We start from the raw sequence: 14,468 nt of genomic DNA, 5'->3' as shown, positions 1-14,468 counted from the left end.
TACGAGAAGCGGAGCGCACGCATTCTCGCTGTGATGTCCGCCGCAGTCCCGCGCCCGGTCGGAGCGCGGGTCCGCTCTTTCGAGCCCGGAAACGGGCGGGCGCTTGCCCGTTTCCGGCTCCTTTCACGCCCGGAACAGGTGGCAGTCATGGCAAACAGCTGTCATTGGTAATTTCTGAGCAAAGGGCAATGCCTCCTCGACGCCAATAGCGTTCGGAGGAGTGACGTTGACATTCATTAGTGGTATCCATACTCTTCCCGCATACAGCACCGCAGCTGAAATCCCCCACTCACCGCATGGTCGAATATTGTGAACTCACCGATGGCACGGAAAATTCACACAGTCGTAGCATGCCGCCGCCCCTCCTTAACTCGGGGGCGCCGCACGGGTCGGCCAACCCGGACTCCGCAATCGGACACATCGCGGCAACAAATAGCGGTCAGTAAACAGTTCGACGGCATATGCCGAACGGAAAGCTTTTTCCGCCCCGCGTGTCACTCACGTTCGGGGCGGTACCGGCGGCAGGGCGACACACGCCAGGGCAGCCGATCACCACCGCACCCCTGCACTCCCCACCGAGTGCCGCAGCAGCGGCCTCGTAACGAACGCCACCGCCGGATCCAGCCAAAGGGCCAGTATGCGTCTGTTCGAACGATCCAGGGAAGCAAACACGCTCGCAAAGGCCTTTGACGCCTGCTCGGCTGGAATAGGGCAATTCGTAATCATTACGGGCGGCCCTGGCTCAGGGAAGAGTGAACTCGTCCACGACACACTGAAAACGGTTGGTGAAGTCGGCGCGACCGTTCTTCTCGCCACCGCGTCGCCGGCCCGGACGGAGCAACCGCTCAGCGTCTTTCGGCAATTACTGCGGGATGCGGAGGTGTCTTGCGCCACACTCGAACAGCTGGCATCGACGCACCCCGGATGGTATCAGGAGGACGGCGGCGGGACGGGCGTCATTGAAGAACGGGATTGGCCGAATGTGGACAGTGAAAGAGCTGTCGCCCGTGCGGCCGAGGAGGCCACGGCGGCACTGATCGAACTGTCGGCCGAACGCCCGCTGGTCATCGCGGTCGACGACGCGCATCTGATGGACGACGATTCGCTCGCGGCAATGCTGAGCCTTTTGCACCGAATACGGAAGAAGAGAATCCTTGTCCTCTGCGTGAGCTGGGAGCAGTCGGGCGTCCGGGGGCCGGTCGTGCACCGGCAGCTCATCAGACAGCCGCACGAACGCGTACGCATCGCCCCCCTGACCGAGGACGGCGTCGCGGCGCTGCTCGGCCGGCACGCGGGCGGGCCGGTCCCGCGTGAGACCAGTGACGCCTATCACCGCGCCACCGGTGGCAATCCGATGCTCGTCCACGCGCTCCTCGACGACAGCGCCCGTTTCGGCTCGGAGCCGGGAGAGCCCGTCGCGAGTTCCGCCTATCGGCAGGCCGTACTCACCTGCCTCGGCAGCACCAGTCCCGCGCACACGCGGATCGGCGCGGCGATCGCCGTGCTCGGCGACTTCGCCTCCGCCCGCACCGTGGCCCTGGTGTCCGGTGACTCCCCCACCACCGTGCTGGAGACAGTCAGCGTCCTCAACTCCAGTGGTCTGCTGTCGGACTACGGCTTCCGTCATCCGGCGGCGGCCGAGGCCGTGCTGAACGAACTGCCGGAGAACGACCTGGCCCGGATCAACACGGCCGCCGCGCAACTGCTCTACCAGTCCGGGGCGCCCGAACGTGACGTGGCGGCCAGACTGCTCGCCGCCGACGAGGTCGTCCAGCCCTGGGGGCCGAAGGTGCTGCGCGGCGCCGCCGATCTGGCGCTCGGGGCCGACAACGTACGCGAGTCGATGAGTTATCTGCGTCTGGCGCTGCGCGACCGGACGGACGAGCACGATCGGCACCGGCTCCTGGCCGCCCTGGGCCGTGCGGCGTGGCGGGTGAATCCCGCCGCGGCGGAGGCGTCCCTGGCGCAGTTGCGCCGGGCGGTCTTCGACGGCTGCCTGGACGCGGACGACGCGGCGACCGTCCTGCGGTACATGCTGTGGCAGGGCGAGGACTCCGACCAGGTCGCCATCGCGATCGGCGCGCTGAGCAGCCCCGTCGCCTCGGACCGGGACAACCAGTCCATCGCCGAGGTGGAGTTCATCAGGCAGTGGTTCTACGGCGTCCCCGGTGTGCGCCGCCCCGGCGGGCCCGACGAGAGCGACGGCACCGCCTCGGACCACTGCGACGGCGGTCCGGCGGCGAACGGCGAGGTGGGACTGGCGGGGCTCAGCCCCAAGCTGGCGCAGCTCATCGCCGGCGCGTCGGACGAGGTGGTCGCCTCCGTGGTCCAGTCGCTCCAGGGACTCCAACTCGACCGGATGAAGCCCGAGTTGGTCGCCATGTCGCTGCTCGCCATCGCGCACACGGATCGCGGCGGGACCGCGGCGGAGGTGTGCGAGACGCTGCTCGCGTACGCGGCGCGACGCAAGGCCACCACCTGGCACGCGCTGCTGACCGCCGTGCGCGCCGAGATCGCGCTGTTGCAGGGGGATCTGGAGACCGCGGACGCCAAGTCCGCCGAGGCGCTGGACATGATGCACACCCGTGGCTGGGGTGTGCTGATCGGACTGCCGCTGGGTACCGCGGTGTTCGCGAACACGGCTCTGGGCCGGCACGACCGGGCCGCCGAACTCCTGGAGCGGGAGCTGCCCGACGCCGTCTTCCGTACGGTCTTCGGTGTGCAGTACCTGCGCGCCCGCGGCCACCATTACCTCGCCACCGACCGGGCGTTCGCCGGGCTCAGTGACTTCGAGACGTGCGGTCGGCTGCTGCGCGACGCCAACGCCGAGCTGCACAAGGGCATTCCGTGGCGGGCCGACCTCGCCGAGGCGAACCTGCGCATCGGCAGGACGAAGACGGCGCGTGAGTGGGCCGAGGCTCAGGTCGAGGTGGGCGGCAGCAGGCCCAGTTCGCGCGCGCGGGGCGTCGCGCTTCGGCTGCTGGCGCAGATGAGCAGGCCCAATGTCCGGACGTCGCTGCTGCACGAGGCGATCGATCTGCTCAGGGCCTCGGGCGACCGTCGTGAACTCGCCGTGGCGTTCTCCGATTTGTCCGCCACACACTACGAACTGGGCGACTACGCACGCGCCCGGCTGGTCGCCCGGCATGCCGCACAGGTGTCCGCGACCGGCCCCGTGGAGGCGGCCGTCGGCAGCAGGCTCGTGGCTCTGGAGCACCTCGGTCTGCCGGAGGAGCCGGGGGCGGCGATGCTGCTGACCGACGCCGAGTGCAGGGTCGCGGGGCTGGCGGCGCTCGGCTACAGCAACCGCGAGATCAGTCGGCGTATCCACGTCACCATGAGCACCGTCGAGCAGCACCTCACGCGTGTGTACCGGAAGTTGAAGGTGGCCAGCCGGGCGGATCTGCCGTCGAAGATGCTGGAGCACCGTATCCCGACGCTGTCGGACCACTTCGCGTCCGGCGAGACGGCCGCGCCGGCCGTGTAGCGCGGTCGGCGCCCGGCCGCCGGGTGGCAACGACGACGGTAGGGGTGGCGGCGACGGCACGGGGGCGTGCGACGGCCCCGTGCCGTCGCCGTTTTCGGCGTACGCGCGCGGGGCCGGGGCGTGGACCACTCCCCCGGTCCGCGTGGCGGTCCGCCTACCCCGGACCTCCGTGTCCGGGCGCGGGGCCCGGACACGGAGGTCCGTTCGGCGGGTCTCTGATGCAGCGTCAGCACCGTCGATCCTGTTCATATACAGCTCAGTTGAAGCTTCCCAGCTCGTCGTCCAGGATGCCGAGCAGTTCCTCGGCGGACGCGGAGGACAGTTCGGGCCGGCCGGCCTCGGACCTCTCCGTGTCCTGCGGTTCGTCGGACCCCGCCCACCTGGCCGACAGCGCCCGCAGCCTGAGCGCCACCCTGGACCGCTGTTCCGCGTCGACCGACTCCGGGTCGACGAGGGCTTCGAGCCGGATGACCTCCGCCTCCGCGTCCGGGGCTTCGGGGATGTCGTCCGGCGTGATGCCCAGCTCCTCGAAGAGGTGGGCGGCGAGGACGGTCGGTGTCGGGTAGTCGAACGTGAGGGTGGTCGACAGACGCAGGCCGGTGTCCGCGCCCAGTCGGTTGCGCAGTTCGAGCGCGGAGAGCGAGTCGACACCCAGCTCACCGAAGCCTCGGTCGGTGTCCACCGCGTCCGCCCCGGTGTGGCCGAGTACGTCACCGACGTGTCCGCGCACGGTGTCCAGCAACAGCTTCATCGCGTCGGCGGCGCCCAGGGACGCGAGCCGGTCCGGCAGCGCCCGGGTGTCGGCGGCGGGCGCCGCGGTGACGTCGGCGGAGCGCGCCGTGGGGCGCGTCGGTGCCGGCAGAAGCCCGCGGACCAGCGGCGGCGCGTCCTTGGTGGCACGCAGCCGTACGGGCAGCAGGGCGGGCGCGTCGGTCGCGAGCGCCCGGTCGAAGAGGGCGAGCGCGTGGCCGGGGGTGAGCGGTTCGATGCCGTCCCTGGCCAGCCTGCGCAGTTCGGCGTCGCCGAGGCCGCCCGCCATGCCCGTGCCGGTGTCCCACAGGCCCCATCCCAGGGAGAGGGCGCCGAGGCCGGTGTCCCGCCGGTGTGCGGCGAGCGCGTCGAGGAAGGCGTTGGCGGCGGCGTAGTTGGCCTGTCCGGCGGCGCCCAGCGTGCCGGCGGCCGACGAGTAGAGGACGAACGCCGTCAGGTCCAGGTCGCGCGTCAGCTCGTGCAGATGCCAGGCCGCGTCGACCTTGGGGCGCAGCACGGTGGCGAGCCGTTCCGGGGTCAATTCGGTGACCAGGCCGTCGTCGAGGACACCGGCGGCGTGTACGACGGCGGTCAGCGGGTGCTGCGCCGGGATGTCCGCCAGCAGGGCGGCCAGTGCGTCGCGGTCGGCGGCGTCGCAGGCGGCGACCGTCACCTCGGCCCCGAGGTCGCGCAGTTCCCGGACGCCGGAGGTGTCGCCGCCCCGCCCGCACAGCAGCAGGTGGCGTACGCCGTACTCGGTGACGAGATGGGCCGCGAGCAGCCGTCCGAGTGTGCCGGTGCCGCCGGTGACGAGCACTGTGCCGTCGGGCGCGAAACCGCCGAACGGCGCGGCGGGCGGGGCGGGTTCGGCCAGCTTCGGCAGATGCACGCGGCCGGCGCGCAGGGCGATCTCCGGTTCCCCGGTGGCCACCGCCGCGTGCAGCACCGCCTCGGAGGCGGCGTCGCCGTCGGTGTCGACCAGGACGAGGCGCCCGGGGTGTTCGACGGCCGCCGAGCGGATCAGGCCCCAGATGCCCGCGAGGGCGAGGTCCGCGGGTCCCTCGACGCCGACGGCGCCGTGGGTGACGACCACCAGCGGACCGCTCGGCCCGTCGCTGTCGGACAGTCGTTCCTGGAGGGCGGTGAGGGCGCCGGTGACGGCCTCCCGCGCTGCGGCGGGTATGTCGGCCGGGGTGCCGGTTGTCGCGGGGAGCCGCAGCAGGGTGGGTGCGGGGGCGTCGGGAGCGGGGGCCGCCGGGGTGGGTGCGGGGGTCCAGTTCAGCTCGTACAGGCCGCCGGTCCGTGCGGGCGAGGCGGCGTCGAGCTGTTCGGCGGTGATCTGGCGGATGCGCAGCGCGGCCACTTCGGCGACGGGCGCGCCGGCGCCGTCGTACAGCCGCAGTGCCATCCGCTCCGTGCCGTGTGGGGTGAGTCGGAGCCTGAGCGCGGTCGCGCCCGCGAGGTGGAGGGTCACGCCCTCCCAGGAGAACGGCAGTGTCATGACGGTCGGGTCCTGCCCGGCGAGCAGGTCGATGGCGTGCAGGGCGGAGTCGAGGAGCGCCGGGTGGAGGCCGAAGGCGTCGGCGGGGATGTGGTCGGGCAGGGCGAGTTCCGCGTACACCTCGTCGCCGTGCCGCCAGGCGGCGCGCAGGCAGCGGAAGGCCGGGCCGTAGTCGTAACCCTGTTCCGCGAGGTGTGCGTAGGTGCCGGTGACGTCGACGGGCTCGGCGCCGGTGGGCGGCCATGCCAGGAGTGGGTCGGGTACGGGCGGGGCCTCGGGCAGCAGGAAGCCGGTGGCGTGCCTGTTCCACGGTGCGTCGGCGGCGTCGGGGTCGTCGGGGCGTGCGTGGACGGTGACGGTCCTGCGTCCTGTGCCGTCGGGCGCCCCGGCGACCACCTGGATGTGTACGGCGCCGTCGGCGGCGAGTACGAGCGGCCGTTCCAGGGTGAGTTCGTCGATCCCGGCGCAGCCCGCCCGGTCGGCGGCCTGGACGGCGAGTTCCACGAACGCGCTGCCCGGCAGCAGTGTCACACCGGCCACGGTGTGGTCGGCGAGCCAGGGGTGGGTGTCCGTGGCGAGCCGGCCGGTCAGAAGCACGGTGTCGCTCTCCGCGAGGGCGACCGTCGCGCCGAGCAGCGGGTGGGACGCGGCGTCCTGGCCCAGGCTCCGGGCGTCCGACGGCGCGAGGGGCCCGTCGTCGAGCCAGAACCGCTGTCGCTGGAACGGGTAGGTCGGCAGGGTCACACGGTGTGTGCCCGTAGGTGTGAACACCCGCTCGCGGTCGAGCGGGACGCCGCGCACCTGGAGGGTGGCCAGCGCGGTCGCGAGGGCGACTGAGTCGTCCCGGTCGCGGCGCAGCGCGGCGACGAGGGTGGAGCGCTCGGGGTCGGCCAGGCTCTGGGTGCCCATGACGGTCAGGACGGCGTCGGGCCCGAGTTCGAGGAACGTCCGGGCGCCTTCGGCCTCCAGGGTGCGTACCGCGTCGTGGAAGCGGACGGCCTCGCGGGCGTGCCGCACCCAGTATTCGGGGGAGGTCAGCTCCTCGTCCGTGGCGAGGGCGCCGGTCAGGGCCGAGACGACGGGCACGGTGGGCGGCGCGAACTCGATGCCGCGGGCCACCTCTTCGTACGCGGCGAGCATCGGGTCCATGAGCGGGGAGTGGAACGCGTGGCTGACGCGCAGCCGTTTGGTCCGGCGTCCGGTGAAGTGTGCGGCGAGTTTCTCGACCGCGTCCTCGTCGCCGGAGACGACGACGGCGCTCGGGCCGTTCACGGCGGCGATGCCGACCAGCGGGCCGAGGTGGGGCGCCACCTCGTCCTCGGTGGCGTCGATGGCGAGCATGGCGCCGCCCTCGGGCAGTTCCTGCATGAGCCGGCCCCTGGCCGTGACGAGCCGGGCGGCGTCGGGCAGCGTCAGCACGCCCGCTACGTGGGCGGCGGTCAGCTCTCCGATCGAGTGGCCGGCGAGCAGGCCTGGGCGTACGCCGAAGGAGTCGACCAGCCGGAACAGCGCGGTCTCGACGGCGAACAGGGCGCTCTGGGTGCAGAGGGTGCGGTCGAGCGCGGCGGCCTCGTCGGTGCCGGGCTCGGCGAAGACCACGTCGCGCAGCGGCAGGTCGAGGTGGCGGTCGAACTCCGCGCACACGGTGTCGAGCGCGTCGCGGTAGGCGGGGAAGGTGTCGTACAACTCCCTTCCCATGCCGACGCGTTGGGCGCCCTGGCCGGTGAAGAGGAAGGCGAGGGTGCCGGGGGCGGGCCTGCCCCGTACCGCCAGGGGTGAGACGCCGCCCTCGGCGAGGGTGGTGAGGCCCGCGACGAGTTCGTCCCGGTCACGCGCGACGACGGCGCCCCGGTGGGCGAGGGCCGCCCTGCCGGTGGCCAGCGCGTGGGCGAGGTCGGGCAGGGGGGTGTCCGCGACGGCGAGCAGGCTCCGGGCCTGGGCGGCGAGTCCTTCGGGGGTGCTTCCGGAGAGGAGTACGGGGAGCAACGGGCGCTGCTCATCGGCAGGTTGGGTCGGTTGACCGGTGGCGGGCTCGTGTACGTCCGGCTCGGTCGGTGCTTCGAGGACGACATGGGCGTTGGTGCCGCTGATCCCGAAGGACGACACCCCCGCGCGGCGCGGCCGGTCGGCCTCGGGCCACTTCCGCGCCTCCCGCACCAACTCCACTGCGCCGGCGGCCCAGTCGACCTCGCCCGACGCCTCGTCGACGTGCAGCGATCCCGGTACGACGCCGTGGCGCATGGCGAGCACCATCTTCATGACGCCCGCGACACCGGCGGCGGCCTGGGTGTGTCCGAGGTTGGACTTCACCGAACCGAGCAGCAACGGCTCGCCGTCCGGGCGCCCTTGACCGTATGTCGCGAGCAACGCCTGCGCCTCGATGGGGTCTCCCAGCACCGTGCCAGTGCCGTGACCCTCCACCACGTCGACCTCGGTGGCGGAGAGCCGGGCCCGTGACAGGGCCGCGCGGATCACCCGCTGCTGCGAGGGGCCGTTCGGCGCCGTCAGACCGTTCGACGCACCGTCCTGGTTCACCGCCGAACCGCGTACGACTGCGAGCACCTCATGGCCCAACCGGCGTGCGTCCGACAGCCGTTCGAGCAGCAGCATGCCCGCGCCCTCGGAGAGGGAGGTGCCGTCGGCGCCCGCCGCGAAGGACTTGGTGCGGCCGTCGGCGGCGAGGTTCCGCTGCCTGCTGAAGTCGACGAAGGCGTCCGGGGTGGACATGACCGACACACCGCCGGCCAGGGCGAGATCGCACTCGCCGCGCTGGAGTGCCTGGACCGCGAGGTGCAGCGCGACCAGCGACGAGGAGCACGCCGTGTCGACCGACAGGGTCGGTCCCTCCAGACCGAGTGTGTAGGCGACCCGGCCCGAGGCGACGCTGCCCAGACTGCCGTTGCCGAGGTAGTCCTTCACGGCGTCGGGCACGCGCGAGAGCCTGCTGCCGTAGTCGTGGTACATGACGCCGGTGAAGACGCCCGTACGGCTGCCGCGCACCGAGTGCGGATCGATGCCCGCGCGCTCCAGCGCCTCCCAGGACGTTTCCAGCAGCAGCCGCTGCTGCGGGTCCATGGCCAGCGCCTCGCGGGGGCCGATGCCGAAGAAGTCGGGCTCGAAGTCGGCGGCGTCGTGCAGGAATCCGCCGTGGCGGGTGCTGCTCCGGTCCTGCTTGCCCGGCTCCGGGTCGTAGAGGGTGTCGAGGTCCCAGCCGCGGTCGGCGGGGAAGGCCGAGATGGCGTCGCCGCCCTCGGCGAGCAGGGCCCACAGCTCCTCGGGCGTACGGACGCCGCCGGGGAATCGGCAGCTCATCGCCACGAGCGCGACGGCCTCTTCCGGTCCGGCGGCTCGGGAGACCGGCGTGCCCGCGAGGGCCGGCAGGTCGTCGGCGCCGACCAGCCGTTCCCGGAGGAAGCCGACCAGGGCCGTCGCGTCCGGGTAGTCGAAGACGAGCGTCGCGGGCAGCCGGAGCCCGGCCGCCGCGCCGAGCCTGTTGCGCAGTTCGACCGCCGTCAGCGAGTCGAAGCCGGACTCGCGGAAGGAGCGGCGCGGGTCGAGCACCATGTCGCGGCCGTGTCCGAGCACGTCGGCCGCGTGGGTGCGGACGAGTTCGAGGAGCAGCGCGTCCTGGTCGGTGCGCGCCAGGGCGGCGAGGCGGTCGCTCAGGGTGGCGCCGCCGCCGTGCGCGGCGGTCCGCCTGCGGATCCGCGGGGGCACCAGGGCGCTCAGTACGGCGGGTACCCGGCTCGCGCGGCGCAGCACGGCGAGGTCGAGGCCGATCGGCAGGGCGACGGGATCGTCGCCCGCCAGCGCCCGGTCGAGCAGGGCGAGCCCCTCCGCCGTGGGCAGGGGGCGTACGCCGGAGCGGCGCATACGCTCGACGTCGGCGTCGGTGAGGTGCCCGGTGAGGCCGGTGCGCTGCTCCCAGTAGCCCCACACGAGTGATACGGCGGGCAGGCCGATCCCACGGCGGTGGTGGGCGAGCGCGTCGAGGAAGGCGTTGGCGGCGGCGTAGCCGGACTGGCCGGCGCCGTCGAGCGTGCCGGCCGCGGAGGAGAACAGCACGAACGCGGACAGGCCGAGATCGCGGGTGAGTTCGTGCAGGTGCCAGGCGGCGTCCGCCTTGGGCGCGAGCACCGCGTCGAGCCGTTCGTCGGTGAGCGCGGTGACGAGTCCGTCGTCCAGCGCGCCCGCGAGATGGACGACACCGGTCAGCGGCCGGTCCGCCGGTACGGAGGCGAGCAGGGCGGTCAGTTGGTCCCGGTCGGCGACGTCGCAGCGCGCGACGCTCACCTCGGCGCCGAGTCCGGCGAGGTCTTCGAGATCGGCGAGGTCGTCGGCGGTGCCGCCGCCCCGGCTGACGAGCAGCAGACGGCGTACGCCGTAGATCTCGGCGAGGTGGCGGGCGACGAGGCGGCCGAGTACGCCGGTGCCGCCGGTGATCAGGACGGTGCCGTTCGCGGTGAAGGCGGGGTCGGCGGTCGCGCTGTCGGGCGTGGCCTCCGTGGGGCGGGCGGGCCTGGCGAGGCGCGGGACGAGCACCGCCCCGTCGCGCAGGGCCAGTTGGGGTTCGCCGGAGTTCACGGCCGCCGCGACGATCTCCGCCGACGGGGTGGTGGAGTCGGCGTCGACGAGGAGGAACTGGTCCGGGTTCTCCTCCTGCGCGGCGCGGACGAGTCCCCATACGGCGGCGGCGGCCGGGTCGCGTACGTCTTCCCCACCGGCCGGTACGGCGTGGTCGGTGAGGACGAGCAGTCGGGCCGAGCCGGTGCGTCCGTCGGCCAGCCAGGTGCGCAGGGCGGCGAGTACGGGTCGGGCGGCACTGCGCAGGCCGGTGACGGCGTCGGCCGCGCCGGGGGTGACGGGCAGCACGACGACGTCGGGGAACCGCTGTTCGTCGCTCTGTTCGAGCAGTGACTCAAGGGCGGCCACCGGGTCTCCGGCACCGTCGGCCGGGCCGTCGCCGTCGCCGGGTGCACCGAGGACCGCGTACAAGGCGGGGGGCTGCTCCTGGACCGCCGGGGCCGGGACCCACTCCAGCGCGAACAGCGCGTCGGAACGGGCGGCCGTGTCCAGGGCGCCGGTGTCGACCGGGCGGGAGTGCAGGGCGCCCACGGTCGCGACGGCCGCGCCGGTGGTGTCGGCGAGGTACAGGGTGGGCGCGTCACCGCCCTCGATACGGACGCGCAGTTCGCGTGCGCCGGTCGCGTGGAGCGCCACGTCGTTCCAGACGAACGGCAGCCTGGCCGGCCCCTCCGTGGGCACGCCGGCGCCCACGGCGTGCAGGGCCGCGTCGAAGAGCGCGGGGTGCAGGGCGAAGGTGTCCGGTTCGACATCGGCGGGGAGTTCGACCTCGGCGAACGTCTCGTCGCCGCGCCTCCAGAGGGCGCGCAGTCCCTGGAAGGCCGGGCCGTAGTCGTAGCCCTGCGCGGCGAGGCCGTCGTACAGACCGTCCAGAGGCACGGGTTCGGCGCCGGCCGGGGGCCAGGCGGCCAGGTCGAAGCCGGGCTCCGCCGCCTCGGGTGCCATCAGGCCGGTGGCGATCCGCGTCCAGTCGGCGTCGTGGTCGTCGGGGCGCGCGTGGACGCTCAGCTCGCGGCGGGCGGCCTGGTCGGGTTCGGTGAGCCGTACCTGGAGCTGGACGGCGCCACGGGCCGGGACGGGCAGCGGGGTTTCCAGGGTGAGTTCTTCGAGGTGGCCGCAGCCGGCCTCGTAGCCGGCGCCGACGGCCAGTTCCACCAGCGCGGTGCCCGGCAGCAGTACGGTCCCGCCGACTCCGTGGTCGGCCAGCCAGGGCATGGCGGCGACCGACAGCCGGCCGGTGAGGAGCATGCCTCCGTCGGCCACGGTGACGGCGGCGCCCAGCAGGGGGTGGCCGGTCGCGGCGAGGCCCGCCGCGCCCAGGTCGCCGGTGGCGGTGGAGGCGCCGAGCCAGTAACGCTCGCGCTGGAAGGCGTACGTGGGGAGTTCGACGGGGTGCGCGGGGTGTCCGGCGCCGGACGGCGCGAGGGCGGGTGACCAGTCGACCGGTACGCCCTGGACGAACGCCTCGGCGAGGGAGGTGAGGAATCGTGCGGGGCCGCCCTCGTCGCGGCGCAGGGAGCCGACACCCGTGATCTCGGTGCCCGCGGCGTCGGCGGTCTCCTCGATGCTGTGCAGCAGCACCGGGTGCGGGCTGCATTCGACGAACACGCCGTATCCGGCGCCGAGAAGGACCTTGGTCGTGTCGCCGAACAGGACGCTGCCGCGCAGGTTGGTGTACCAGTACTCGGCGTCCATGACGGTGGTGTCGAGGAGCCCGCCGGTGACGGTGGAGTAGAACGGCACGTCGGCGGCCCGGGGGCGGATGTCGGCGAGTTCGGCGAGGAGCCGGTGGCGGATCGTCTCGACCTGGGCGGAGTGGGAGGCGTAGTCCACGGGGAGACGCTTGGCGCGGGCGCCGTCGGCGACGAGGGCGTCGCGCAGCTCGTCCACGGCATCGGCGTCGCCTGAGAGCACGACGGAGGAGGCGCCGTTGACTGCGGCCACCGACAGGCGGCCGTCGTAGGCGGCGAGCTTCGGCCGTACCTCCTCGACGGGCAGGCCCACCGACATCATGGCGCCGTGTCCGGCGAGTTCGTCGGCGATGGCGCGGCTGCGCAGGGCCACCACCTTCGCGCCGTCATCGAGGGAGAGCGCACCGGCCACGCAGGCGGCGGCGATCTCGCCCTGGGAGTGGCCGATCACGGCGGCGGGCTCCACGCCGTGCGCGCGCCACAGCTTCGCGAGCGAGACGAGGACGGCCCAGAGAGCGGGCTGCACGACGTCGACGCGGTCGAGGGGTTCGCCGCGCCTCAGTACGTCGAGCAGGTCCCAGTCCGTGAGCGGTGCCAGCGCTCGGGCGCACTCGGTCATCGAGGCGGCGAACTCCGGTGAGGAGTAGAGCAGTTCGCGGGCCATGCCGGTCCACTGGGAGCCCTGTCCGGGAAAGACGAAGGCGGTGCGGGACTCGCTGCGGCGCTCGCCGCGCACAATGCCGGGGGCGCTCTCGCCTGCGGCGAGGGCGGCGAGAGCGGCGGCGACGGCGGGCCGGTCGGCTCCGACGACGACCGCGCGTCGGTCGAGGGCGGCGCGTGAGGTGGCGAGGGCGTGCGCGAGGGCGGGCAGTGGGGTGTCGGTGTGGTCAAGGTGCTCCAGCAGGCGCGCGGCCTGGCCGGCGACTCCGCGCTCGCCGCGGCCGGAGAGGACCAGGGGCAGGGGGCCGTGCGTGGTACCTGCCGGGGCGGTCCGCTGGCTCTCCCGCTCCGCCTCGGTATCCTCCGGCGCCGCTTCGACGATGACGTGGGCGTTGGTGCCGCTGATGCCGAAGGAGGAGACGGCGGCGCGCCGGGGCTCGTCGGTCTTGGGCCAGGGCCGGTTCTCGGTGAGCAGCCGGACGGCGCCGGCCTCCCAGTCGACCTGGGGGGTGCGGTCGTCGGCGTGCAGCGTCATCGGCAGTCTGCCGTGCCGTATCGCCATGACCATCTTGATCACACCGGCCACACCCGCGGCGGCCTGGGTGTGCCCGATGTTCGACTTGACGGAGCCGAGCCAGAGCGGCTCGCCCTCGCCGCGGTCCTGGCCGTACGTCGCGAGCAGGGCCTGTGCCTCGATGGGGTCGCCGAGCGGGGTGCCGGTGCCGTGCGCCTCGACCGCGTGTACCTGACGGGCCGTCAGTCCCGCGCCGGCCAGGGCCTGTCGGATCACGCGCTGCTGCGAGGGGCCGTTGGGCGCGGTGAGGCCGTTGGACGCGCCGTCCTGGTTGGTGGCGCTCCCGCGTATGACGCCGAGCACGCGGTGTCCGTTGCGGCGGGCGTCGGAGAGCCGCTCCAGCAGCAGCATGCCGACGCCCTCGCCCCAGCCGGTGCCATCGGCGGAGGCGGCGAACGACTTGCACCGGCCGTCCAGCGCGAGCCCGCGCTGCTTGCTGAAGTCGACGAAGGTGTCGGGCGTCGACATGACGGTGACGCCGCCGGCCAGCGCGAGCGTGCACTCCCCCTGGCGCAGCGACTGGACCGCGAGGTGCAGGGCGACCAGCGAGGACGAGCAGGCCGTGTCGATGGTGACGGCGGGGCCTTCGAGACCGAGCGTGTACGAGACGCGGCCGGACGCCACGCTGCCGAGGCTGCCGTTGCCGAGGTAGCCCTCGACGCCCTCGGGTACTTCCGTGAGCCAGCTTCCGTAGTCGTGGTACATCACACCGGCGAAGATGCCGGTGCGGCTGCCCCGTACGGTCTCGGGGTCGATACCCGCGCGCTCGAACGCCTCCCACGACGTCTCCAGCAGCAGCCGCTGCTGCGGGTCCGTGGCGATGGCCTCGCGCGGGGAGATACCGAAGAACTCCGCGTCGAACAGGGGGGCCTGGTGGAGGAATCCGCCCTCGCGCACATGGGTCTTGCCCGGCGCGTCCGGGTCGGGGTCGTAGAGCGCGTCGGCGTCCCAGCCACGGTCCGCGGGGAAGTCACCGATCGCGTCGGACCCCTCGTCGACCAGCCGCCACAGCTCCTCGGGCGAGGTCACGCCGCCGGGGTAGCGGCAGCTCATCGCCACGATGGCGACGGGCTCCCGCGCGGCGTCGGTCAGCTTCTCGTTCTCCTGGCGCAGCCGCTCGCTCTCCAGCAGCGACTCGCGCAGCGCCTCGACGATCTGTTCGACGGATGTGTCCACGGTTCGGGTCGCTCCCTGGTTGCTCGACCGTGCCGGTGTCGCGCG

Annotated in this window: 2 protein-coding genes; one reads left to right on the top strand and one right to left on the bottom strand. The window is 73.1% G+C overall.

Annotated features, from left to right (window positions below; all coding sequences use genetic code 11):
* The first annotated feature begins 637 nt into the window (after nucleotides 1–637).
* Nucleotides 638–3,487, top strand: a complete 2,850-nt coding sequence (locus ACFWHU_RS33250; RefSeq protein ID WP_387229540.1) for an AAA family ATPase — start codon at nucleotides 638–640, stop codon at nucleotides 3,485–3,487.
* Between the two features lie 256 nt (nucleotides 3,488–3,743).
* Here the strand turns inward: ACFWHU_RS33250 and ACFWHU_RS33245 are convergent, their stop codons facing one another.
* On the bottom strand, nucleotides 3,744–14,402 hold the full coding sequence (locus ACFWHU_RS33245; RefSeq protein WP_387229587.1) for a type I polyketide synthase: 10,659 nt from the start codon (nucleotides 14,400–14,402) through the stop codon (nucleotides 3,744–3,746).
* Nucleotides 14,403–14,468: the final 66 nt, after the last annotated feature.

This window comes from Streptomyces sp. NPDC060366 (genome assembly GCF_042725135.1).
In the GTDB taxonomy this organism is placed as follows: Bacteria; Actinomycetota; Actinomycetes; order Streptomycetales; family Streptomycetaceae; genus Streptomyces.
Note: the sequence above shows the minus strand (reverse complement) of the source record. Positions and strands in the feature narration are given on the sequence as shown.

What these genes read in the sequence shown, in the direction of transcription:
- ACFWHU_RS33250 (WP_387229540.1), top strand. Translation starts at nt 638, where the DNA reads ATGCGTCTGTTCGAACGATCCAGGGAAGCAAACACGCTCGCAAAGGCC.